This window comes from Ruegeria sp. AL7 (assembly GCF_056536105.1).
The window spans coordinates 1853360-1876012 of the sequence record NZ_JBQFJF010000001.1 but is presented as its reverse complement, the minus strand read 5'-3'; the positions used below and the strand labels follow the sequence as shown (position 1 = coordinate 1876012).

16 protein-coding genes are annotated in these 22653 nt (G+C 57.5%); 8 read left to right on the top strand and 8 right to left on the bottom strand.

Annotated features, from left to right (window positions below; all coding sequences use genetic code 11):
* Positions 1-203: 203 nt before the first annotated feature.
* Positions 204-2585: a mechanosensitive ion channel domain-containing protein gene (locus ACR3E2_RS09300; RefSeq protein ID WP_480484077.1), complete on the top strand. Its 2382-nt coding sequence runs from the start codon at positions 204-206 to the stop codon at positions 2583-2585.
* 58 nt (positions 2586-2643) lie between these two features.
* Here the strand turns inward: ACR3E2_RS09300 and ACR3E2_RS09295 are convergent, their stop codons facing one another.
* From ACR3E2_RS09295 to ACR3E2_RS09275, 5 genes are read right to left on the bottom strand one after another with little or no spacing between them, the layout of a single operon-like run.
* Entirely contained in the window at positions 2644-3999 is a 1356-nt protein-coding gene (locus ACR3E2_RS09295; protein ID WP_480484050.1) for a CoA transferase, read from the bottom strand.
* Positions 3996-5150 (bottom strand): ABC transporter permease, encoded by a 1155-nt coding sequence (locus tag ACR3E2_RS09290; RefSeq protein ID WP_480484049.1) that lies wholly within the window; start codon positions 5148-5150, stop codon positions 3996-3998. Before ACR3E2_RS09290 ends, ACR3E2_RS09295 begins: the two co-directional genes overlap by 4 nt.
* Entirely contained in the window at positions 5147-6175 is a 1029-nt protein-coding gene (locus ACR3E2_RS09285) for an ABC transporter permease (RefSeq protein ID WP_480484048.1), read from the bottom strand. The genes ACR3E2_RS09290 and ACR3E2_RS09285 overlap by 4 nt, the downstream gene beginning before the upstream one ends.
* A gap of 14 nt (positions 6176-6189) precedes the next feature.
* Positions 6190-8103: an ABC transporter substrate-binding protein gene (locus ACR3E2_RS09280; protein ID WP_480484047.1), complete on the bottom strand. Its 1914-nt coding sequence runs from the start codon at positions 8101-8103 to the stop codon at positions 6190-6192.
* Positions 8096-9868, bottom strand: coding sequence for an ABC transporter ATP-binding protein (locus ACR3E2_RS09275; RefSeq protein WP_480484046.1), 1773 nt, complete (start codon positions 9866-9868; stop codon positions 8096-8098). Before ACR3E2_RS09275 ends, ACR3E2_RS09280 begins: the two co-directional genes overlap by 8 nt.
* A gap of 233 nt (positions 9869-10101) precedes the next feature.
* On the opposite strand from ACR3E2_RS09275, the gene ACR3E2_RS09270 reads away from it, so the two are divergent.
* The 6 genes from ACR3E2_RS09270 to ACR3E2_RS09245 all read left to right on the top strand — a co-directional run bounded on the left by ACR3E2_RS09270 (position 10102) and on the right by ACR3E2_RS09245 (position 17278).
* Positions 10102-10599, top strand: a complete 498-nt coding sequence (locus ACR3E2_RS09270; RefSeq protein WP_480484045.1) for a class I SAM-dependent methyltransferase — start codon at positions 10102-10104, stop codon at positions 10597-10599.
* Between the two features lie 19 nt (positions 10600-10618).
* On the top strand, positions 10619-11248 hold the full coding sequence (locus ACR3E2_RS09265) for a glutathione S-transferase family protein (RefSeq protein ID WP_480484044.1): 630 nt from the start codon (positions 10619-10621) through the stop codon (positions 11246-11248).
* Positions 11249-11358: 110 nt separating this feature from the next.
* Positions 11359-13761 (top strand): GcvT family protein, encoded by a 2403-nt coding sequence (locus ACR3E2_RS09260; RefSeq protein ID WP_480484043.1) that lies wholly within the window; start codon positions 11359-11361, stop codon positions 13759-13761.
* Between the two features lie 2 nt (positions 13762-13763).
* The gene (locus tag ACR3E2_RS09255) at positions 13764-15302 is read left to right on the top strand and encodes a trimethylamine methyltransferase family protein (RefSeq protein ID WP_480484042.1); all 1539 of its coding nucleotides are present in this window, start codon (positions 13764-13766) and stop codon (positions 15300-15302) included.
* Entirely contained in the window at positions 15303-15977 is a 675-nt protein-coding gene (locus tag ACR3E2_RS09250) for a TetR/AcrR family transcriptional regulator (RefSeq protein ID WP_480484041.1), read from the top strand. It begins immediately after the preceding gene.
* Positions 15974-17278, top strand: coding sequence for an NAD(P)/FAD-dependent oxidoreductase (locus tag ACR3E2_RS09245; protein WP_480484040.1), 1305 nt, complete (start codon positions 15974-15976; stop codon positions 17276-17278). The genes ACR3E2_RS09250 and ACR3E2_RS09245 overlap by 4 nt, the downstream gene beginning before the upstream one ends.
* 121 nt (positions 17279-17399) lie before the next feature.
* Here the strand turns inward: ACR3E2_RS09245 and ACR3E2_RS09240 are convergent, their stop codons facing one another.
* Positions 17400-17762, bottom strand: a complete 363-nt coding sequence (locus ACR3E2_RS09240; protein WP_480484076.1) for a DUF3307 domain-containing protein — start codon at positions 17760-17762, stop codon at positions 17400-17402.
* Between the two features lie 187 nt (positions 17763-17949).
* Between ACR3E2_RS09240 and ACR3E2_RS09235 the strand changes: the two genes are divergently transcribed.
* A complete protein-coding gene (locus ACR3E2_RS09235) occupies positions 17950-21003 on the top strand; it encodes a cyclic nucleotide-binding domain-containing protein (protein WP_480484039.1) in 3054 nt (1017 codons plus the stop codon).
* Between the two features lie 6 nt (positions 21004-21009).
* On the opposite strand, the gene ACR3E2_RS09230 is transcribed toward ACR3E2_RS09235, so the two are convergent.
* Together ACR3E2_RS09230 and ACR3E2_RS09225 are read right to left on the bottom strand one after the other, a co-directional pair.
* Positions 21010-21297 (bottom strand): ArsR/SmtB family transcription factor, encoded by a 288-nt coding sequence (locus ACR3E2_RS09230; protein ID WP_480484075.1) that lies wholly within the window; start codon positions 21295-21297, stop codon positions 21010-21012.
* A gap of 111 nt (positions 21298-21408) precedes the next feature.
* Entirely contained in the window at positions 21409-22641 is a 1233-nt protein-coding gene (locus tag ACR3E2_RS09225; protein ID WP_480484038.1) for a mandelate racemase/muconate lactonizing enzyme family protein, read from the bottom strand.
* Between the last annotated feature and the right edge of the window lie 12 nt (positions 22642-22653).

Below are 22653 nucleotides of genomic sequence, written 5' to 3'. Positions count from 1 at the left end.
AACCCGATGATGACAGTCGGGGCGAACCTGAAACTTTTGCTTGGTCATATTCAATTTTCGAAAGATTGAAAACACCTGCAGACATCAGAGTGCGCCAAGAACACGTCCTAACACGATATCGAGACGGTTTGATGCGAGTGTTTGAACTGCCTGAAATGCTTCTGTAATCTGACCAACATCAGGAAAACTGGATGCAAGACCCGATGAGAAATGATTTTCTGGCCGTATTGTTCTTTGCGTTGTGGGCCATTGTTCTGGGCGTTCCTAATGGTGCATTGGCGCAGTCATCCTTGATTCCCGGATATCCCTCAGGGTCGGGCAGTGTATCCGAGACTGCCAAGGAAAGTGATCTGGCTGCTGCTATCCGTGCCGCCAGCGACGCAGGTGCGAGTGTAATTGTCATCGACAGTGCCGGTAAAGTTGTGACAACGGCGGGTGGAAAGGATGCAGGTTCGGGGGGCGCGGACAGCGATTCGAGCAACCCGATGGGTGACGGTTCGCAGCTGATGAAGGCGCAAGAGCGGTTCTCGAAATTCCGCGAGTCGATGAATTCCCGTCTCGAGGCGCTGCCCTATTCTATTTTTGAAGTACAGTACATCCTGCGCCAGACCAGCCCAGATGGCCGTATCCAGACCTATGTCGAGGTGTTAGGCTGGAATATCCTGTTCCTGTTACTTGGGCGGTGGCTGTCGATCGAGATTTACGGGAAACGGTTCGCGCGCCGCTGGGTGGTGGCGCGGATCAAGGACGAACCACAGGGCTATCGGGAAAAGATGCCGTTCCTGCTGTTCCGGTTCCTGATGGGGATCGGTGCTACGGTCTTTGCAATGATCATGGCTTTGATCGTCGGGTATCTGATCTTTGGCGAGGCCGAGGATATCTCGGTCCAGTTCACGATCACCGCCATCTTTACGGCTTTTTTCCTGTCGCGCACGGTGTCGGACCTGTGGCGCATGGTCCTGTCGCCTTATCTGAGCCAATATCGATTACCGCCCTTTTCGGACAAGAATGCGCGCAGGCTGTATATTTGGGCGTCCGTGCTGGCGACCTATGACATTTCGGTCGTTCTGTTTTCTACCTGGGTCGCTGATTTTGGACTGAACTACAACGTCTACGCCATGGTGTATGGCGGTCTGACGATGCTGGGCGCGCTGGGCAATATTCTGATGATCCTGTTCAACGCCCGTGCCATCTCGAACGCGATCCGGGGTGGGCGGGCATCCGAACAGGTGTCTTGGCTGCTGCGGTTTGTGTCATTTGGCTGGGCGCCGGCATTGATCATCTATGTCGTGTTCAGCTGGTTCCGTCTGGCTGTTGATCTGGCGCTGGAGCATCCGACGCCGCTGCCGTTGATTGCAAGCAGCTATCTAATCTTCATGTCCGTGGTCATAGCCTATGGTGCAATGAACTATCTGCTGGAGCGATATTTCGACCGCTCGCGCATGATTAGCGAAATAAACGGGGAAGCCGCGGCAGCGGATGAAGGCGCCGGAGCGGCGGATATACCCGAGGCTGAACAGCCGAAGCAGCATCTTCTGACTTATGAAGACCTGGCCCGCCGGGTAGCCGGAATTCTGGCTTTCGTGCTCGGGGCTTATGCGCTTGTCGTGATATGGTACCCGAACGCGGACTGGAGCGAGGATCTGCCGGTAGAACGTGCGCTGGATGTGATGGTCGTCCTGTTTATCGGGTACATCCTGTTTCATTTCTTTCGGATCTGGATCGACAGCAAGATCGCTGAAGAATCCGACGATGGCACCGAGGTTGAACTGGGCGACGAAGGCGGGGAAGGCGGGCAAAGCCGTCTGGCAACGCTGTTGCCACTTTTCCGGGGCGCAATTCTGGCTGTTGTCGTGGTCACGATCGTACTAATTGTCCTGATGGAACTGGGTATCAATGTCAGCCCGTTGTTTGCGGGTGCCGGTGTGGTTGGTTTGGCGGTGGGGTTCGGGTCACAAACGCTGGTGCGCGACATTTTTTCCGGCGCATTCTTCCTGCTGGATGATGCGTTCCGGAAAGGGGAATATATCGACATTGGGGATGTGAAAGGGACGGTCGAGAAAATCTCGGTCAGGTCCATGCAACTGCGTCACCATCTGGGTGCGCTGAACACCATTCCCTTTGGCGAGATCAAAGTGCTGACCAACTACTCGCGCGATTGGGTGATCATGAAGCTGCCGCTGCGCGTGACCTATGACACCGATGTCGAGAAGGTTCGTAAATTGATCAAGAAACTGGGTCAGGAGTTGTTGGCCGATCCCGTAATCGGAGACAATTTCATCCAACCGCTGAAGTCACAGGGCGTGATCGAGATGCAGGATTCAGCGATGATCATCCGGGTCAAGTTCATGACGAAACCCGGCGACCAGTGGCTGGTTCGCAAAAAGGTCTATCAGGACATTCGCGAGCTGTTCGCGCGAGAGGGGATCAAGTTTGCGCATCGCGAGGTCACTGTAAGATTGGCAGATGGCAAAGAGGCGGAAGACCTGACGCAAAAACAGCGTGAGGCCGTGACAGGGGCTGTTCAGGCCGCAATTGACGAGGACTATCTGGACGATATCGGGCCGGATGGCGACGACCGGTAGAGAGTCCCGCCGCCGCCTTGTGTTGAGTCTCGGATGAGGTGCCCCCGAAAGCGTGAGGTCAGTTGGAAACGAAGGGCCAGACCGGGTCAGATGTGCCCAGTTTCGACGCCGGTAAATCCCATTGCAGCACAGTTTCACCGAGACTGAGGGCTGATCTGAGGCGGTGCCCTGGTCCCCAGCCCGAAACCTCTGTCGCAGGGGAGTAATCCGTGGGCGTCGGAATAATGGTCTCTGCCTCGACGTCGTCTTTGCCGAGAACCGCCAAAAGCTCGGCGGTGCGGGCAAGGGACAGATGCGCATGCATGATGGAATTGCCCGACGCGGCCTCGGCCAATGCGGAAAGGACGGCGGCTGCCATCAGGTAGCCGGTTGCGTGGTCCAAAGCCTGAACCGGCAATGGCGTCGGTTTGTCGGCGTCAGCCCACTCCATGCCCGCATGCGCGATTCCCGCGCTCATCTGGACAAGGCTGTCAAACCCGCGCCGGGTCGACCAGGGGCCTTGCCAGCCATAGGCATTCAGCGTCACCTCGACCCTGTTCGGTGCCAGTTCATCGCGCTTGGCGCGGGTCAGGCCAAGCGCGTCCAAAGCGCCGGGCCGGTACCCGTGCACGAATACATCCGCTTGGGGTAGAAGTTCTTGCAGCCTTTCCATGTCGTTGGTCGATTTCAGATCGAGATAAGCGCAGTGTTTGCCTAGTGAAATGTCAGGGATCACGCCGGGTTCGTCCCAACCGGGCGGATCGATCCGCAAAACCTCGGCCCCGAAACCGGCCAATGTGCGTGTCGATACCGGACCTGCCAGAACGCGCGTCAGGTCAAGAACCCGCAACCCGGCAAGAGGTCTTGCAGGGGTTGCCTGCGGCCTCTCGCGTAGCTTGACGTACCGGGGGCCTTGCCAACCAATCAACGGATCGCGCGATACAGCGCGGCCCTGCGGATGTTCAAGCCACTCGGTCCGGCTGCGCATGGCAGCGGCCACACCGCCTTCGGCCACAATATCGGTTTCCAAATCGGATATGGCCCGGGTTCTGACGGCTTTTGTCACAGCTTCACGCTCTGGCGGGGTGCCAAGAACCTTCATCGCTGCCGCGCGATGGCGCGGCAGGTTGGTGTGCAGCCTGATCCAGCCATCTGACGCCCTGTAATCCCCCGCGACCGAATCCCACAGGTTTGGCATTTCCCAGCCGTCGGGCTTGAAGGAATAGCCGAACCACAACGATGCCAGCCGATGGTCGACGGCGATCTCGGGGGCTTTCTGGGTCAGGTTCAGCGCCTGCAAAAGCCGGGCCATTTCCTGCCCAACGGCTGCAAAGCTGGCCGTCGCCAGTTCGGAAACGGCAAAAGCACTTGGCAGAGCGCCAGTGCCGATCCTGCGATATCGGTCGGCGGCGGGAAGGGTGGCAAGAAGGCTCATTGCTGATACGGGTCCAGACTGTCGCGCAATCCGTCACCTAGAAAGTTAAAGGCCAGTACGATCACGATAATCGGCAGCATCGGGATTGCCGTCCAGGGGTAGATCTCGATCGATGCGAGGTTCTGCGCGTCATTCAGCATCACACCCCAACTGACCGCTGGTGCACGAAGGCCCAGGCCAAGAAAGCTCAGCGCGGTTTCCCCAAGGATCATTGCCGGGATCGACAGGGTGGCTGATGCAATCAAATGAGACATGAAATTCGGCAACAAGTGCTTACGGATCACCCGGCCCGAGCTTGCGCCCATCATTTCTGCGGCGCGTACGTATTCTTCCTCGCGCAGTGACAGGAACTTGGCACGGACCGAACGCGCCAGCCCGGGCCAGTCGAGGATGCCGAGGATGATCGAAATGATGAAGAATACGGCAACCGGGCTCCAGTTCGATGGCACGGCGGCAGACAGTGCCAGCCACAGCGGCAGTTCCGGCAGTGAACGCAGGATTTCGATGACCCGGTTGATGACCCAGTCAATGCGCCCCCCGAAATAACCCGCCATCGAACCGAACAGGATACCCAGAAAGAATGACACCGAAATACCGATCAGCCCCACGGTCAGCGACAGCTGCGCCCCATAGAGGATGCGGCTGAAGATATCGCGACCCAGCCTGTCGGACCCCCAGAGGAACAAGGTGGCACCATCCGGCGCGCAGAAAAGATGCCTGTCTGTCTTGATAAGACCCGCAAGTCGATATTCGGACCCTTCACAGAAGAACCGGATCGGGCGCGGGTCGTCAGTGTCAGGGACGAACTTCCACTGGAAGGTTTCCAGATCCGCCTCGGCGACGATTGGAAAAACATGAGGGCCAATAAAGGCGCCTTCGTAAAACCAGTTCACAGATTGCGGTGGCGCATACAGATGCTCTCCGTTCCGGTCATTCGGGCCATACGGCGCGATGAAACCGGCAAATGGGAGCATCAGGTAGCACATTAGCAGGAAAATGCCCGAGATCAGACCCAGCTTATGCGTGCGGAACTTGCGCCAGACCAACACCCAGTTGGGGGCATCCAGATCGGCGCGTTCCAGTTGCTGTATCGACGCCTGCGGATCAAACGGCGCGTCATCGACGTAGCGGTTGTCAGGAGTATCGGTCATGCTTCGCGCCCCTCATATCGTATGCGGGGATCCAGCATCACCAGCAGAATATCCGAGATCATCGTGCCGATAAGCGTCAGCAGCGCGACAAACATCAGGATAAACGCGGACAGGAATTGGTCCTGCGTTTTCAGTGCTGTCAGCAAAGTCGGCCCGATGGTTTGCAAGCCCAGAACGACTGACACCAGAACCGATCCCGACACCATAGATGGCAGAAGGTTACCGATATCCGCAACGAACGGGTTGAATGCCACGCGCAACGGATATTTCGCCAGCATCCGCGATGGGGCCATACCCTTGGCAATGGCTGTTTCCACATAAGGCTTACCCAGTTCATCGAGCATATTTGCCCGCAGGCGCTGCATCATAGCCGATGCGCCCGAGGTTCCGATAACAAAAGTCGGAACGATCAGGTGGATGAGAATGGATTTCATCTTGTCCCAACTCAGCGGCTGACCTTCGAATTGCGGGTCCATCAGGCCGCCGATAGGCAGGTTGAAATACCGATGCCCGTAGTAGAACAGGATCAGGGCCAGCAGGAAGTTTGGGGTCGCCAACCCCAGATAACCCACAAAGGCCGAGGTATAATCAATCCATGTCCGTGATCGCGCCGCTGCAATAACACCTAATGGAAGGGCAACGGCATATACAAACAGGATGGCGGCCAGATTGACGACGACCGTCAGCCAAAGCGTGTCGCCCACAATTTCAGATACAGGCCGGTCAAATTCAAATGACCAGCCGTAATTGCCTTGGATCAGACCGGAAAATCCGTGCGGTCCCGGCCAGAAGCCCACCCAGATCAGGTACTGTTCCCACATGGGGCGATCCAGAGCGTACTCGGCGCGCAGAAACTCGGCCTTGGCGACACCTGCTGACTGGCCCGAAGCCTGAAGTTCGGCAATCTGGTTGCTCAGGTAATCACCGGGCGGCAGGTTGATGATTATGAAAATCAAGACCGAGACTACCAACAATGTCAGCAGCATCGTGAAAAAGCGATACACCGCATAGCGCAGCATGACCATTTAGCTGCTCCTGCTTAGTCGGCGAAAAAGAACTCGTCCGGGCGGTGAACGCCGAAATGCGCACCGGGCTCCCATGCCCACATGGCCTGTTCCGGCACATTGCGCAGACGGTTCGACACGACAATCGGTTGGGGTGCTCCGTTCAGGATACCGATGGCAAAAAGCTGGTCGGCGTGGATTCTCAGCATCTCAGTCCAGACTTCCTTGCGTTCGTCATCGGTAGTTGCGACCTCCCAGTCATGGGCCAGTTGCATCAGGCGTTCTGCCTCGGGCATGTCGGGGGCTTCCCCGGCTTCACCACCTGTCTGATAAAACTGGCCCCATTTTGGCCAGGCCAGGAAGACCTGATCGGTCGGTGCCAGGTACGCCGGGGACGTGTGCGCCTGCGGGATACCGTCATCCCATCCATACCAGACCGATGCCATCGAGTTACCTGCAAACACCCGGTTGCGAAGGATATCGCGATCCAACGGGCGCATGACCAGCTTGACCCCGATCTCGCGCCAGGTGTCAGTAACGATCTGAAGGGCGTTTTCAACCTCTTGCCGCTCGCCAGCGGTTTCGATCACCAGCTCCATAGGGCGCCCGTCCGGTAGCAGGCGAATACCGTTCTTGTCGCGCTTGGTCAGGCCGACCTCATCCAACAACGCATTGGCCTGGCCGACATCGTAACCGGCCCATGCGGTGGCATTCTTCTCATCATAAAAGGGCGAGGCCGGCAGAACCGACATTGCGCCGGGATGCGCTAGCTTGAAATACAAAGCCTGGTTGATTGTCTCGCGGTCGATGGCAAGGGACAGGGCGCGCCGTACACGGACGTCACGCAGCACATCGCGCCAGACGTCATCCTCGAAATTGAGGTTCGGATAAATCGCGATTTGCGATGCAACGCCGGTTTTCCACAGCAATGTCTTGTAGCCGCCTTGCGCTTCGCCTTTTTTCAGGATCGAAGCGTCGCGGAAATCCAGACCCCGGCCTTGCAGGTCGCTTTCCCCTGCATTGGTTTTGGCGGCAACCAGACCGGGGGCAACGATCTCCATCTCGACCACATCGATATAGGGCAGCTGAACCCCTTTGCTGTCGATACGGTGGTAATAGGGGTTACGTACGAAATTGTGGCGGATTTTCTTGCCGGAACTTGCGTTCAGCCAAGGTTGCAACGTGGGCAATTCGTGATTGTCGAACTTGTACAGGTTGTCGAGCTTGTTGTGCAGCGCGGCCCAGCTTTTGACGCGGGCATCGTCGACCAGAAAGGCAAGTTCCTCGGGGTCGGCATATTTCTCGTGATATCGTTTCAGGAACGCTGCGGGACGATAGATAAAGGGCGGTCTTGCCTGAGCCAGCGATTGTAGAAAACCCGGGTTAGGGTCCTCCCATTCGAAAATCACTGTGGTTTCATCCGGGAAGGTAACGGTGGGTGATTTGCCTTCGACTATCAGAAAATCCGGCGGGCCTGACGGGCTGAGCAATTTGTTGTTGGCAACGTCTTCCCACCAATAGCGGAAATCTTCCGACGTAAACGGAGAACCGTCTGACCATTTGTGCCCTTCGCGCAGTTTCAGGGTGAACTTGCGGCCGTCTTCGTTTTCAAACGACGCCAGCAAATCGGGGATAATCTCATAGTTCTGGTCAAAACCGACCAGCCGGGCATAGCCATAGACAACCATCTGGCGGATATCTTTGGACCGCGTGATCATGGTGCGCAGGGTGCCGCCCTGTTTGCCGAACTCGCGACCCTTTGCTGCCAGATCTACAATCAGCGGGTCCGCTGGCAGGCGCTCCTGAACGGGTGGCAGATTGCCCGCTTCTACTTCCGCGTTCCAGAACGCGCTTTCCTGCGGCGTCGGGATCGTCTCGGCCGTGGCGGGCAGCATCCCGATGAGCGCCAGCGAAGCGGCCAGGATCAGGGGGCGAGTGGTCTTAAACATGGCAACGTACCTTATGGCCCGGTTCCAATTCCACCAATGAGGGTATCACGGTGTCCGAGAAACGAAAGGCTTCATCCCAACTGTCCGGCGCGCCGGCGCCCAAGGAAACCACTTGCAGGTCGATCGGGCGATTGATGTCGGGTTCGGGTTGAGCGGCAATCAGCGCTTTGGTGTAGGGGTGGCGCGGATTGTAGAAAAGAGTTTCGGGTGGTGCTTGCTCGACGATCAGGCCGCGACGCATCACGGCAACTTCGTCGGCGATCCGCGCGACCACAGCCAGATCGTGCGAGATGAACAGATAGGACAGGTTCAGGCTGTCCTGTAGATTTTCCAACAGGGTCAGAATCTGCTCTTGTACCGATACGTCCAGCGCCGAGGTGGGTTCGTCACACACGATGAGCTGCGGGTCGAGCATCATGGCGCGGGCTATCGACAGACGTTGTCGCTGCCCCCCCGAAAAGGCGTGTGGATAGCGTTTCAGCATGTCGGCTGTCAGGCCGACGCGCTGCAACATCTCGGCGGCCTTGTCGCGCTGCTCGGCCGTTGTTCCGATACGGTGAATTTCCAGCGGCTCGGTCATCGCGTCTTGAATGCGCATCCGTGGGCTGAGCGAGCTGTAGGGATCCTGAAACACCATCTGCGCATTGCGCTGAAACGCCGTTCGCTGGGCGCGGGTCATGTTGTGCACCGTGATAGGATCGGCATTCGGCGCGGTGCGAAACAGGACTTCTCCGCCGGGATCGGGCAGTTCCGCACCCAACGCGATCCGCGCGGCTGTCGTTTTACCTGATCCGCTTTCACCGACAATGGCCAGCGTCTTGCCGCGTGCCAAATTCAGATCGACCCCTTTGCACGCATAGATTTCCTTGTCGGCCTGCCACCCTTTGCTGGACCGCATCGTGTAGGTTTTGGAGACACCCTTCATCTGAAGGATCAGATCGTCGTCCGGCATCGGTATACCCACAGCATCCTGATCAGGAATTTCCGGTGCAGCATCAAACAGTTGTTTGGTATATGGATGTGCGGGGGAGGTCAGGATTGGTGCGGCCGGGCCAGCCTCCATGATGCGGCCCTTGTGCATGACCACAACCTGTTCGGCCATGTTGGCAACCACGCCCAGATCATGGGTCACCAGAATAAGCGCCATGCCGGTCTCGCGCTGCAATTCCTTGATCAGTCCCAGAACCTGCGCTTGCGTGGTCACATCCAGCGCGGTGGTTGGCTCATCCGCGATCAGCAGTTCGGGTTTGGATACCATTGCCATCGCAATCATGGCGCGTTGGCGCATTCCGCCCGACAGTTCGAACGGGTAGGAGTCATAGGCGCGCTGCGGATCTGGAAAGCCCACGCGCTCGAACTGCGTCAGGACCTTTTTGCGCGCCTCAGACTCAGATAGCCCGCGATGCAGCCACAGGACTTCACTGACCTGATTCCCAATCTTGTGCAGAGGTGACAGCGATCGCATGGGTTCCTGAAAGATCATCGAAACGCGATTGCCACGAATGCCGCGCATTTCCCGCTCGGAGACAGCTGTCAGGTTACATGTGCCCTTGGAATCATTCAGAGTTATCGTGCCGCTGCGTATCTGGGCCGTTCGCGGCAGAATCCGCAAGACGGCCCGGCACGTGATGGTTTTACCCGATCCCGATTCACCGACCAGCGCCAAGGTTTCTCCTGGTTTGACATCGAAATTCACATCCGTGACCACTGAACTTCCCGCACCAAAGCCGATGCTGAGGTCTCTGACAGACAACAACGCTCTCATGCAGGTTTTCCAACCGTTTGGCCGCTTGGTGACATCGGTCGTTTCAACTCCCCGTGATTTTTTCGTCAGTGTCGCGCGGTTCCGCCTGTCTAGTCAAACCCGTTCTTGGGCTGAAATGTCGCGAAAATGTGAAACTTTGGGCTTCGTCGCTACACAAAGTCTTGAGAATTTGTCATCTAAGGCGGCGTCGGGGGCACCTATGCTTTCGATTGGTATCAAGGAGATATTTGCCAGTGTCCGAGAATCAAAGTCGTCTGGACTTGTTTATCGATCGTATGGTGTCGCAGCGCGCCTGCCTGGATCACGCGATTGCGCAAACGGCAGGCATGGCTGGCCCGGTGTTTGAACTGGGTCTGGGCAATGGGCGCACCTATCATCATCTTGTGCAGCATATCGATGGACGCCCTGTCTTTGTGTTCGAACGCGCGGTGGCTTCGCACCCTGATTCAACCCCGCCCGAGGATCGGGTGATCTTGGGGGATGTGCGCGAGACGCTGCCAGCGGCGGTCGACAGGTTTGGACCGACAGCAAGCCTCATTCATGCAGACCTTGGGGGGCATAATCGCGAAAAGAACGACATCTTTGCGCGGCTTGTTTCCCCGTTGATCGAGCCCTTGCTGGCATCGGGTGGATTAATGGTATCAAGTGACCGGATGTATTTCGAGGCGCTGGAGGAAATGCCGTTGCCCGAGGGTGCCGTCGAAGGGCGCTGTTTCATCTATCGGCGCTGACCAGAGAGAAGGGGCCCGCATGATATTCTACGATTGCTCTACGGCCCCAAACCCGCGCCGTGCCCGCATGTTTATCGCGGAAAAAGGGTTGGACATCGAAACGCACGAAATCTCGATTGCTGAGGGCGCGCAGTTGAGCACTGAGTTTCGTGCGGTGAACCCCCGGGCCACAATCCCGGTTCTGGTAACGGATGAAGGCGCAGTCCTGACCGAAAATCTTGGCATCGCCGCGTATCTTGAAGCGCGTTTCCCCGAGCCGTCCTTAATGGGCCGTACCGCTGATGAAAAAGGGTTGGTCTTGATGTGGAACGCAATTGCCGAGCAGCAGGGTGGTGCGCCCATCGCTGAGGCTTTGCGCAACAGCCACCCGGCGTTCAAAGACCGTGCCATTCCCGGCACGGTAAATCATGCGCAGATCCCCGAACTGGCGCAGCGTGGGCGCGAGCGGGTTGCGTCGTTTTTTGAACTGCTGGAGGCGCGGCTGAAGCAAAGCGCGTATGTTGCGGGCGATGAATTCACTCTGGCGGATATATCCACTTTTGTTTTTGTCGATTTCGCGCGCGTCATTAAGATGCGGATACCGGACGGCAATACGAACACGCAGGTTTGGTTTGAAAGCGTGAAAACCCGCCCAAGCGCCCAGCTTTAGGTTTGCAAAGCATTCGGCAGAGTTCTCGCATTCCGTACTGTACATAAATGTCTAGACAGAACTGAACAGTGCCACTAGCGTCTTCCCAGATTCTGTTCAGGGAGGTCGGGATGAAATCCCAATATCGCGTAGTGGTCATTGGAGGGGGCGTCGTTGGTGCTTCGGTTCTGTATCATCTGGCCAAATTCGGCTGGTCGGATGTGGTCATGCTGGAGAGGCGGCGGCTGGCATCGGGATCGTCCTGGCATGCAGCGGGCGGTATCCATGCCCTGAACGCGGATCCAAACATGGCCTCGTTGCAGGCCTACACAATTGACCTGCTGAGTGAGATCGAAAAAGAATCGGGCCAGAATATCGGTTTGCACATGACCGGTGGTCTGACGCTGGCCGGTACGCCTGAACGCTGGGAGTGGTTGCAGGCTAATTACCGCATCTTCCAGTCCATCGGCATTGATGATTGCGAGCTGCTGACCCCGCAAGAGGCACAGAGACGCTGCCCGATCATGTCAACCGACGGTGTTTTGGGCGCGATGTGGGCGGATCGCGAAGGGTATATCGATACGACAGGCACTGTTCAGGCTTATGCGACTGCGGCCAGAAATCGCGGTGCCGAATATTTCGAGGAAACCAAGGTCGAAGAGCTGATCCAGACAGATGATGGTTGGCAGGTTGTGACCGATAAGGGCACGATCACCTGTGAACATGTGGTCAACGCGGCCGGGCTCTGGGCCAAGCAGGTTGGGCGTATGGCCGGGGTAGAGTTGCCAGTCTCACCGTTGAAGCACCACTATCTGATCACAGACACTGTGCCCGAAGTGGCGCAGGCGGATTTCGAGATGCCGATGACTGTGGACCTAGAAGGATTCACCTATATGCGGCAGGACCAGAAGGGCGTTCTGGTGGGGATCTACGAGGTCGATCACGAACACTGGGCGATGGATGGCGCGCCGTGGAACTATGGCGAGGAACTGTTTCAGGAACAGCTTGACCGGATCGAGAACGAACTGACATTGGGCTTTGAGCGGTATCCGTCAATCCAGAACGTGGGCATCAAGACATGGGTCAATGGTGCGTTCACGTTCTCGCCGGACGGTAACCCGCTGGTCGGTCCGGTTCCGGGCAAGCGCGGCTATTGGACCGCCTGCGCGGTGATGGCCGGGTTCCTGCAAGGTGGTGGCGTTGGCAAAACACTGGCCGAATGGATGATCCATGGTGAGCCCGAAGCGGACGCCTGGCCGATGGATGTGGCGCGCTATGGTGATTTCGCACAGAACAAGCGGTATATCCGTGAAACCACTGGCCAGTTCTATTCGCGCCGCTTTGTGATGACCTACCCGAACGAGCAATTGCCTGCGGGTCGCCCGCTGAAGATGGCTCCGGCGCATGACGCGATGACCGAGGCCGGATGCAAATGGGGTGTCAGCTGGGATCTGGAGGTGCCGCTGTATTTCGCGCTCAAAGGGTTCGAGGAAACGCCAACGCTCAAACGTTCGAACGCGCACGACATCGTGGCCGCTGAATGCAGGACCATCCGTGAGGGCGTGGGCCTGATGGATATCACGGGTTTTTCCCGCTTTGAGGTTTCGGGCCCAAATGCCAAAGCGTGGCTGGATAACGTTATGGCATCGAAACTGCCCGCCCCGGGTCGTGCCAAACTGGCGCCGATGCTGGGCGAGGACGGGCGGCTCAAAGGCGATCTGACCGTGTTGAACTGGGGCGATGGCACCTGGTGGATCATGGGCAGCTATTACCTGCGCGCCTGGCATATGCGATGGTTCAACGATCATATGACGGATGGGGTCACTGTCCGCGACCTGGGAGAGGAGTATTGCGGGTTCGCCGTGGTCGGACCAAAATCGCAGGCGGTGGTCGAAAAATTGGCCGAACAGGATATCTCGGGTCTGAAATTCATGGGCTGCGGTGATTTCGACATCGGTCTCGTCCGTGCCCGCGTGGCTCGTATGTCGGTGACCGGCGAAAAAGGGTATGAAATCAACTGCCGCTATGGCGATCACATCAAGCTGCGCCGCATTTTGCTGGAAGCCGGTGCAGAAGAGGGTATCCGCGAGTGCGGTTTCAATGCGATGCTATCAACCCGGCTTGAGAAAAGCTTTGGCATCTGGTCGGCAGAGTTCACGCAGGCTTACACACCCGGCATGACCGGCATGGATCGCTGGATCGACTGGGACAAGGATTTCATCGGCAAGAAGGCCGCTCTGGCCGAACGGGATGGCAATGGCCCGGTGCAGGTGCAGGTGACACTGGAAATCGATGCGTTGGACGCCGATGCCAGCGGGTATGAGCCGGTCTGGGCCAATGGTGAACGCGTGGGTTTTGTGACCTCAGGCGGTTACGGGCACTATACCGGCAAGTCGTTGGCGATGGCCTTGATTGACCGTGACAAGGTGGACCCGGGTACGGAACTGTCTGTCCATGTGGTGGGTGTGGAATGTCCGGCGCGGGTAATTGCACCGTCGCCTTACGACCCTCAGGGCAAAGCGATGCGGGGCTGATCATGACGGCTCCGGACCGACGACGCCGAAGGCGAGGGGGCGAGGCTGCCCCGCAGCCCAGCCGCGACGTGAACTATCGCCAGCTCAGGAACCCTTTCCCTTTGATGGAGGTGTTCCCGGCTGACCAGATCGCGAACATGCACGAGACAGCGTTGCGTACGCTCGAGGAGTTGGGTGTAAAGACCTTGCTTCCCGAGGCACGCAAGCTGTTCAAGCAGGGTGGTGCGCGCATGGATGAAGACAGTGAAATGGTCTTTATCGGGCGCGAGATGGTTGAGGCTGCTGTTTCCTCGGCCCCCAAATCTATCGCTTGTCGCGCCGGTTCACGGCATCGGGATTTTACTCTGGAACTGGGATCGCTGGTTTTTCAACCAGGGGCAGGCGCACCGAACGCAACCGATCTGGAACGTGGCCGTCGCCCGGCGACGGGTCAGGATTATCTGGAGTTTCTGAAGCTCACCCATCATTTCGATGTGTTCCAGATGATCTCGCCTCAGGTTGAACCGCAGGATGTACCGACGCATTTGCGCCACTACTTCACGACACAGGCGCAGATGGAACTGACCGACAAGTTTCCGTTCCTCTTCTCGCGCGGCATGCCGCAGGTCATGGATTGCTTTGAGATGCTGTCCACGGCGCGCGGTCTGTCGGATGATGAGTTTCGGGGCAATGCGCATTGTTACACGATCATCAACACAAACAGCCCGCGCACGTTGGATATTCCCATGGCGCAAGGGCTGATCGACTTTGCGCGCCACGGTCAGATGTCGATCATCACTCCGTTCACTCTGATGGGGGCGATGGCGCCGATCACCGTGGCCGGGGCAATCACCCTGTCCCATGCCGAGGCGCTTGCCGCGCTGACCTTGACGCAGCTGGCCAGACCGGGCGCTCCGGTCTGTTATGGCACGTTCACCAGCAATGTGGACATGAAATCCGGCGCGCCTGCATTCGGGACGCCCTCGCATTTTCAGGCGTCACTGGCCGCAGGCCAGTTGGCGCGTCACCTTGGCCTGCCCTGGCGGTCGGCGGCAGGGTCGGCGTCAAACAGCAACGACGTACAGGCGGCGAATGAAAACCAGTTTGGCCTTTGGGGTTGCCTGATGGCCGGCGCGACTGTGATCATTCATTCAGCGGGCTGGCTGGAAGGGGGATTGACCGTATCCTTCGAAAAGCTGGTCTGTGATGCCGAGGTGCTGAACATGGTGGCCGAGCTTTGCGCAGGCGCGCAGGCGGGGCCTGCCGAGATTGGCTTTGACACCGCTTTAAGTGAGGTCGCGCCCGGCGGTCATTTCTTTGCCTGCCCCCAGACGATGGAGCGCTACACCACCGAGTTCTATCAACCGCATGTCCATGACTACGCCAATTTCGGCACATGGACCGAGCGAGGATCGACGGATGCCAACCAACGTGCAACGGGGGTTTGGCAGGGTATCCTGAACGATTTCAAGGCCCCCGCCATAGACAATGATCGTTTTGGTGCCTTGCAGGACTTTATCGCACGCCGCACCGCAGAGGGCGGGGCGCCACCGGAGAGTTGAATGAACAACAAACCTATCCTTCACCGCGATGATCCCGAGGCCGAGCCCCTGATCGGCAATATCAAGGTCACCCGCGACGACTGGCTGAATGTGGCGATGGACGTGCTGATTTCGGACGGGGTGGACCAGATCAAGGTTCTTAACCTGGCCGAGCGGATGGCCGTGTCACGTTCATCCTTCTACTGGTACTTCAAGTCCAGACAGGAACTTTTGGATGCACTGCTGGCGCGGTGGCAGGCGACCAATACGGTTGCGCTTGTAAAACAGGCCGAAGCACCAGCCGACACGATAACGGGCGCGGTCTGCAACGTGCATCGTTGTGTGGTCAATACGGATTTGTTTGACACCGCGTTGGACTTTGCCGTGCGCGACTGGGCGCGTAAATCGGGCAAAGTTCGCCGTGCGCTGGACCAGTCAGACACACGGCGGCTTGAGGCTTTGCACGCGATGTTCGCCAGATACGGCTATTCCGAGATCGAGTCCGAAACGCGTGCGCGCGTGCTGTATTACATGCAGATCGGATATGATCTGGCACAATTGAACGAACCCTTCGAGACGCGGATCTCGATGGTGCCGCATTACCTATACGCCTTCACGGGCGTCGAACCGAAACCCGAAGAAGTTGAAGAATTCAGCGCATATTCCCGGCGCTACTGGAAAGGAGACCCGACATGAGTCAACCAGACGCAATCATCATTGGTACCGGCGTGATCGGCGCGGCCATCGCGTTCGAAATGTCCAAGGCGGGTTGGAAAACCCTGTCTCTGGATCGCAACACACAGGTTGGACACGGTTCAACCGCCGGGTCCTGCGCGATCATCCGGATGCATTATTCCACCTTCGATGGAACGGCGTTTGCCTGGGAAGGCTATCATTACTGGCGCGACTGGGCTGACTATCTTGGACTGGCGGAGGGGGCCAATCTGGCTCAGTTCAGGGAAACCGGCTGCCTGGTTATGAAGACCGAGGCGAACGGGATGCTGGAAAAGCACATGCGCAATTCATCAGAACTGGATTGCCCGTTCGAAGAATGGTCGGGGGATAAAGTGGTTGAACGCCTGCCGGTTTATTCGCTGGACAGCTTTGCCCCGGCACGCCGCATGGATGACCCGGAATTCGGCCAGCCCAACGGGCGAAAGATGTCGGGTGGAGTGTACTGGCCTCAGGCGGGGTATGTCACCGACCCGGCCTTGTCGGCGCAAAACCTGATGGATGCTGCCAAACAGCACGGAGCCGAGGTTCGCACCAGTGCCGAAGTAACCGAGATCCTGACCGAGGATGGACGTGTTTCCGGTGTAAAACTTGCCTCAGGCGAAGAAATACGCGCAAGGGTTGTCGTGAACGTGGCCGGGCCGGGCTCGGCTATCATCAATGGGATGGCAGGCGTTCTGGATGACATGACCATCAAAACCCGCCCCCTGCGGCAAGAGGTCGTACATGTCCCTGCCCCGGAAGGGTTCGACTTTGAAAACGACGGAACCATCGTCTCGGACAGCGACATTGCCTGCTATTGCCGCCCGGAACACGGCAATCACATCCTTGTGGGATCAGAGGATCCGGAGTGTGATCCGCATCAATGGTGCGAGGATGACGTCACCTACAACCGCGAATTCACGGATCAATGGACCACACAGGCCATGCGATATGCGCAGCGCGTGCCTTCCCTTGGCATCCCATCGAAAACGCGTGGTGTGGTTGACCTTTACGATGCCTCAACCGACTGGATTCCGATCTATGACAAATCCAACCTGCCGGGGTTTTACATGGCCTGCGGATCCAGCGGGAACCAGTATAAGAATGCACCGATTGCGGGTAAGATGATGGCAGCCCTGATCGCATATTGCGAAGGCGGAGCGGATCACGACGCGGAACCGCTGCAATTCGAACTGCCTTATATTAAACGGACCATCGACGTGGGCTTTTACTCACGCAAGCGCCCGATCAATGAGGAAAGCAGTTTTTCGGTTCTGGGCTAGTCGGGTTTTGGCATCGATCAAAGTCGAGTGGGGCAGGTTAACAGCTGGCCTCGCTATGACCGGCCGAGGGATAGGCGCATAGCTTCCGGGCTGCGCATCGGACGGCATATCCTGATACGAGCTACGTTGCCGTGAAAGTCACCCAGGCCCAGACCATCGCCACATAGGTCAGGTTGTGCAGGCACTGGTCTAACCCAGCCGCACGCCAGAACGCGGCCTGCGTCGGCTCAAGCTGTTTCTTGTCTGAATAGCTAGCTTTCAAGAAATCGATATTGAAATGAATGACCCATTCAAGCAGTCCGACAATCAGGATGAACAATACCGGAGCGCCAAACGCGGCAAACACGATGACAGAGCCCGCAACATGTACTGCTGCGTGCTGCGCGCGTCCCAAGTGAAAATACTCGCCTCGGCCAGAGAGCATTTTCGGTGTCTGGAGGTAGTAGTCAGCGAACATGTGCTTGACCTGAAAAAGGCAAAGCATAAGTAACACCGCGCCAATACTGGCAGTCAAAAGAACCCTCCCGATATCGTTCTAAACTGACTTTAGGCAATAACACGGCCATGCGTAAATGAACTAGTTCACATAAGATAAAGAAAATTCTCGGGTGGGAAAAAATTTGCATAACGTGTCAGTATGGCAGTAAATTCAAACCGTTGAATCCGGGTGCGTGGCATCCGGGCCGCGTTATCAGCCAGCAGTAGGGGCAGGTTCCATAGAACGCACGATTTTCCGCTTTATCTGGAAATACTCCAAACGCGATCAGCTGATCCTGCTGGCTGTGACGGCGACGTTGTTTCCGCTGCTCTATCTTACGCTGGAGTTGCCCAAGCGTATCATCAACGACGCAATCGGTTCGACAACGGCCGAAGTGGATGTCTGGGGCTATACGCTTTCACAGACGAATTTCCTGATCATCTTGTGCTTTGTTTTCCTTGTTGCCGTGTTGGCGCACGGGCTGATGAAAATGCGCATCAACACCATGAAGGGTGTGCTGAGCGAACGCATGCTGCGACGGTTTCGGTATCAGCTGGTCAGCCGCGCGCTTCTTTTTCCGCAACCCTATTTCGAACGGGTCAGCCAGGGCGAAATGGTCTCGATGATCACAGCTGAGAGCGAACCGATGGGTGGGCTGATGGGCGATGCGATCAGCCAGCCGGTTCTGCAAGCCGGTCAGATGATTACCATCCTTTCTTTCCTGTTCTTGCAAAGCTTTTGGTTCGGGCTGGCCGCTGTCGCCCTGATCCCGGTGCAGGCCTGGTTAATCCCTAAATTGCAGCGTCAGATCAACCTGTTGAACAAGAAACGTATTCAGGAAGTTCGGGCGTTGGCTGCCCAGATCGGCGAAAACGCGGCAGGTGCGTCAACCCTCCGCAGCAATGGCGGCTGGCGCTATCGCCGGGCTATGATCTCCGATCAATTGGGGCGGCTTTTTGCGATCCGCTTTGATATTTACCAGAAGAAGTTCTTTATGAAATTCATAAACAACTTCATCTCGCAGCTGACACCATTCATGTTCTACCTGATCGGTGGCCTTCTGGTGTTGCAGGGCTCGGTTTCTTTGGGGGCGTTGGTTGCGGCGCTGGCGGCGTACAAGGATCTGAGCTCACCCTGGAAAGAGCTGCTGACCTATTACAACCAAACTCAGGACATGTCGTTGCGCTGGGATATCGTCGTTGACCGTTTCGATCCGGCTGGACTGAAGGACGAAGCGCTGTTCGAGGGCGAACCAGCAGAGCGCCCCCACCTCAGCGGCGATATAGCACTAAAGCACGTCTCGGTTCGCGACATGGACGGCAATCAGGTGCTGGATGATCTGAATCTGACTTTCCCCGGCGGCAAAACGATTGGTATCGCCGCACCCAGCGAAGAGGACCGTCGCGCCATGGGGGAGTTACTGACTCGCGAGATTTTGCCCGCTGCCGGCACGGTTCAGGTGGGGGATCTGAACCTGGCAGACCTGCATCAGGGCGTGGTGGCCGCACGTATCGGGTATGCCACATCCCGCCCGGTCATGTTTCAGGGAACGTTGGGTGACAACGTGATGATGCCGATGCGGTTCAAACCCTTGGCTGAATCCACAGATGACCCAGATTTTGCCGAGACCTTGCGGGCTGGAAACAGCATGGATCCGTTTAGGGTGGAATGGCTTGACCCGGCGCTGGCCGGGTTTGAAGACGCGACGGCGTTGCGCGATTGGTGGTTGCAACTGATTGATGGAATGGGGTCCGGGGCTGCCCTGTTCCGGCGTGGTGCTGAACAGAGCTTTGTTGCGACCGAACACTGCGAACTGGCAAAGAAACTGATCGAGCTGCGCCCGCTTGTGCGGCAGGCGGTCCATGACGCGGGTCTTGAGCAGCAGGCGCTGATTTTCGACCGGAATGCTTACAACCCGGCGCTGCCTGTTGCAGAAAACCTGCTTTTTGCGACGCCTCGCGTGCCGGTGACGCAGGCTTTGCTTGCCCGGCAGAAGGTTTTCCTCATGCAGTTGCGAGAGTTGGGACTGGATGAGACGTTGATCGCCCTGACGCGTGACGTGATCGAGATGCTGCGCCAGATCTTCGGGTTCGACGGAACCGACCATCCGTTGTTCCGCAAGCTGGGTCTTGATGCAAAGACCTATGAGGCAGCTGTGGAGCTGGTTGAACAGACCCGCCAAGAGGGAACGTCAGGGCTGGATGACGAACAGCTGGCCAGTATGTTGGCCGTGCCTTTCGTCGTCTCGGCTGAACAGATTGGCCCGGCGTTCACGGATGAGCTGAAGGACCGCATTCTGGAACTGAGGCAGAGTCATTCGGACAAGCTGTTGGAAAGTCTCAAGGACGCTTTTGTTCCGCTGGACCCGGAAGATTTCGCGCCTGGATTGACGGTCATGGAAAACGCGCTGTTCGGCAAGGTCAGCCAGATTGGTGGCGCGCGATCGGATGAGGCCCGCAAGGTCATTGTGGACGTGTTGGAGGAGAACGGCGCGCGTCCTTTGGTGGTCGAGCTGATTTATGACATTCCGGTTGCTTTGGGTGGGCAGAGCCTTCCGGCGGTTTTTGCCGAACCGCTGGCGTTTACCCGCGCGACAATCAAGAAGCCGGATATCCTGATCCTGGAGCAGGCATTGGCCAGTTACGACATGAAAACGCAGGTGTCGGTCTACAAGAAGCTGCGCGAGTTGTTGCCGGATGCCACGGTGTTCTACCTCAATGACCAGTTCGAAAACCCGGACGTATTCGACATGTTCGTGGAAATCCGGCAAGGTCGTGTCGTCTCGGACGGAGGACCGGTGGACGTGGGAAAAGACAGCGCATCTTCAGCAGATCTGGCGCGGAAACTCCGCGCGCTGGAGCAAACTCCCTTGTTTTCGGGACTGGACCGGAGGCAATTGCGCCTTCTGGCTTTTGGCGCGCAGTGGTTTGATGCCAAGCCCCGGCAGGTGGTGTTCCTGAAAGATGATCAGCCGACCGATGGCGCTTATGTGGTGCTGGAGGGTGAGGCCGGCCTGTACCTGCCGCAGGAAGATGGCCCCGACCAGTTGATCACCACCGTGGGGCCGGGCGCATTGGTGGGTGAGCTTGGTCTGATCCGCAAAGAACCACGCGCGCTGAGCATGGTGGCCGAAACAAACCTATCCTGTCTTCGGATCGGTGAGGAAGAGTTCCTGGCCGTTGTGGAAAACGATGCGGCAACCGCGTTCAAGCTGATGCAGGTGATCGCCGGTTACGTGTCCAATTAGGAGCGATCAGTTGGCAGGTTCGCAAAACAGATCGTACAGCAGGCCGATCATCTGCGCTGCATTCCCATCGCGCAGCGAATAATAGATCGTTTTGCCATCCCTTCGGGTGGTGACAAACCCTTCTTCCCGCAAGCGTGCCAACATCTGGCTGACGGCGGCTTGCCGCAATTGCAGCAAATCTTCAAGCTGGCCTACGGATTTCTCACCATTTCCAAGGTGGCACAGGATCATCAGGCGCCCTTCATGCGCCAGTGTCTTGAGAAATGCCGCCGCGCGGGCTGCATTTTCTTTCATTTCTGATGGTGTGTCCGAGGTGTGTGCCTGAGGTTCGGTTTCTAGGAGTGTCACGTTTTGACCGTTGTGCCATTAATCTTGGGTTAATATGCCTCAAACACGTCTGTGTTGTCACCCCTCGGTTGCAGGGGCACCGCCCTGAAAAGCATTGCCGTTAACATAATCGCAGGGCTCTTCCTGCATTTGCAGATGCAAGCCGCGACCTTCATACGGATGCGCGCGCGCCAGTTCTTCGTCGATGTCGATCCCAAGGCCCGGATCGGTCGGAGCGATCACGAAGCCGTTCTCTACCTGAATGGAGCCTTTGATAAGCTGATTATGGAACGGTGTTTCGATGGTTTCCAGCAACAGCAGGTTCGGGATCGACGCGGCCAGGTGGACATTGGCGGCCCATTCGACCGGTCCTGCATAAAGATGTGGCGCCATCTGAGCATTAAATATCTCTGCTATGGCGGCGACTTTCTTCATCTCCCAGATTCCGCCGGCTCGCCCCAGCGCCGGTTGCAGGATTTCCGCAGCCCCGGCGCGCAGAACGGCTCCGAACTCAGCCTTGGTTGTCATGCGTTCTCCGGTGGCGATGGGGATACGGACGTTGCGGGCGACACGGGCCATGTCCTCGATCATATCAGGTGGCGTGGGTTCTTCGAACCATAGGGGCTGGTATGGTTCCAGCGCCTGCCCCAACCGGATGGCTCCAGCCGTGTTGAACTGACCGTGTGTGCCAAACAGCAGGTCGGCCTTGTCCCCCACCGCATCGCGAATTGCCTTACAAAAGGCGACGGACATGGAAATGTCACTCATCGCGGGCATGTGGCCGCCACGGATCGTATAGGGGCCTGCCGGGTCGAATTTCACAGCGGTATAGCCGTGCCGCACCATTTCAGCAGCGGTTTCGCCCGCTTGTTCGGGAGAAGTCCAGAAGTCGGTCAAAGTGTGATGCGGCAAAGGGTAGAGGTAAGTGTAGGAGCGAATTCGTTCGTTCACCTTGCCACCCAACAGCGCATAAACCGGACGGTCGCGATCCTTGCCCAGAATATCCCAGCAGGCGATCTCTAACCCCGAGAATGCGCCCATTACCGTCAGGTCCGGGCGCTGCGTGAAACCGCTGGAATAGACGCGACGGAACATAAGTTCGATGTTTTCGGGGTTCTCGCCCAGCATGTGCCGTTCGAACACATCCCGAATGACGTGGCGCATCGCCTCGGGTCCGACGGACGAGGCATAGCATTCGCCCCAACCGGTGATGCCGGTGTCAGTCGTCAGTTTAACCAATATCCAGTATCGCCCCCCCCAACCCGGAGCGGGTGGGGCGGTGACGATGATGTCGAGATCCTGCAGTTTCATCTCAGTTTCTCC

Bases quoted from the DNA above. Each gene is read 5' to 3' on its own strand.
- ACR3E2_RS09240 (WP_480484076.1), bottom strand. From the start codon at position 17,762: ATGCTTTGCCTTTTTCAGGTCAAGCACATGTTCGCTGACTACTACCTC.
- ACR3E2_RS09290 (WP_480484049.1), bottom strand. From the start codon at position 5,150: ATGACCGATACTCCTGACAACCGCTACGTCGATGACGCGCCGTTTGAT.
- ACR3E2_RS09265 (WP_480484044.1), top strand. From the start codon at position 10,619: ATGATATTCTACGATTGCTCTACGGCCCCAAACCCGCGCCGTGCCCGC.
- ACR3E2_RS09295 (WP_480484050.1), bottom strand. From the start codon at position 3,999: ATGAGCCTTCTTGCCACCCTTCCCGCCGCCGACCGATATCGCAGGATC.
- ACR3E2_RS09285 (WP_480484048.1), bottom strand. From the start codon at position 6,175: ATGGTCATGCTGCGCTATGCGGTGTATCGCTTTTTCACGATGCTGCTG.
- ACR3E2_RS09225 (WP_480484038.1), bottom strand. From the start codon at position 22,641: ATGAAACTGCAGGATCTCGACATCATCGTCACCGCCCCACCCGCTCCG.
- ACR3E2_RS09230 (WP_480484075.1), bottom strand. From the start codon at position 21,297: ATGAAAGAAAATGCAGCCCGCGCGGCGGCATTTCTCAAGACACTGGCG.
- ACR3E2_RS09245 (WP_480484040.1), top strand. From the start codon at position 15,974: ATGAGTCAACCAGACGCAATCATCATTGGTACCGGCGTGATCGGCGCG.
- ACR3E2_RS09280 (WP_480484047.1), bottom strand. From the start codon at position 8,103: ATGTTTAAGACCACTCGCCCCCTGATCCTGGCCGCTTCGCTGGCGCTC.
- ACR3E2_RS09250 (WP_480484041.1), top strand. From the start codon at position 15,303: ATGAACAACAAACCTATCCTTCACCGCGATGATCCCGAGGCCGAGCCC.
- ACR3E2_RS09275 (WP_480484046.1), bottom strand. From the start codon at position 9,868: ATGAGAGCGTTGTTGTCTGTCAGAGACCTCAGCATCGGCTTTGGTGCG.
- ACR3E2_RS09255 (WP_480484042.1), top strand. From the start codon at position 13,764: ATGACGGCTCCGGACCGACGACGCCGAAGGCGAGGGGGCGAGGCTGCC.
- ACR3E2_RS09300 (WP_480484077.1), top strand. From the start codon at position 204: ATGAGAAATGATTTTCTGGCCGTATTGTTCTTTGCGTTGTGGGCCATT.
- ACR3E2_RS09260 (WP_480484043.1), top strand. From the start codon at position 11,359: ATGAAATCCCAATATCGCGTAGTGGTCATTGGAGGGGGCGTCGTTGGT.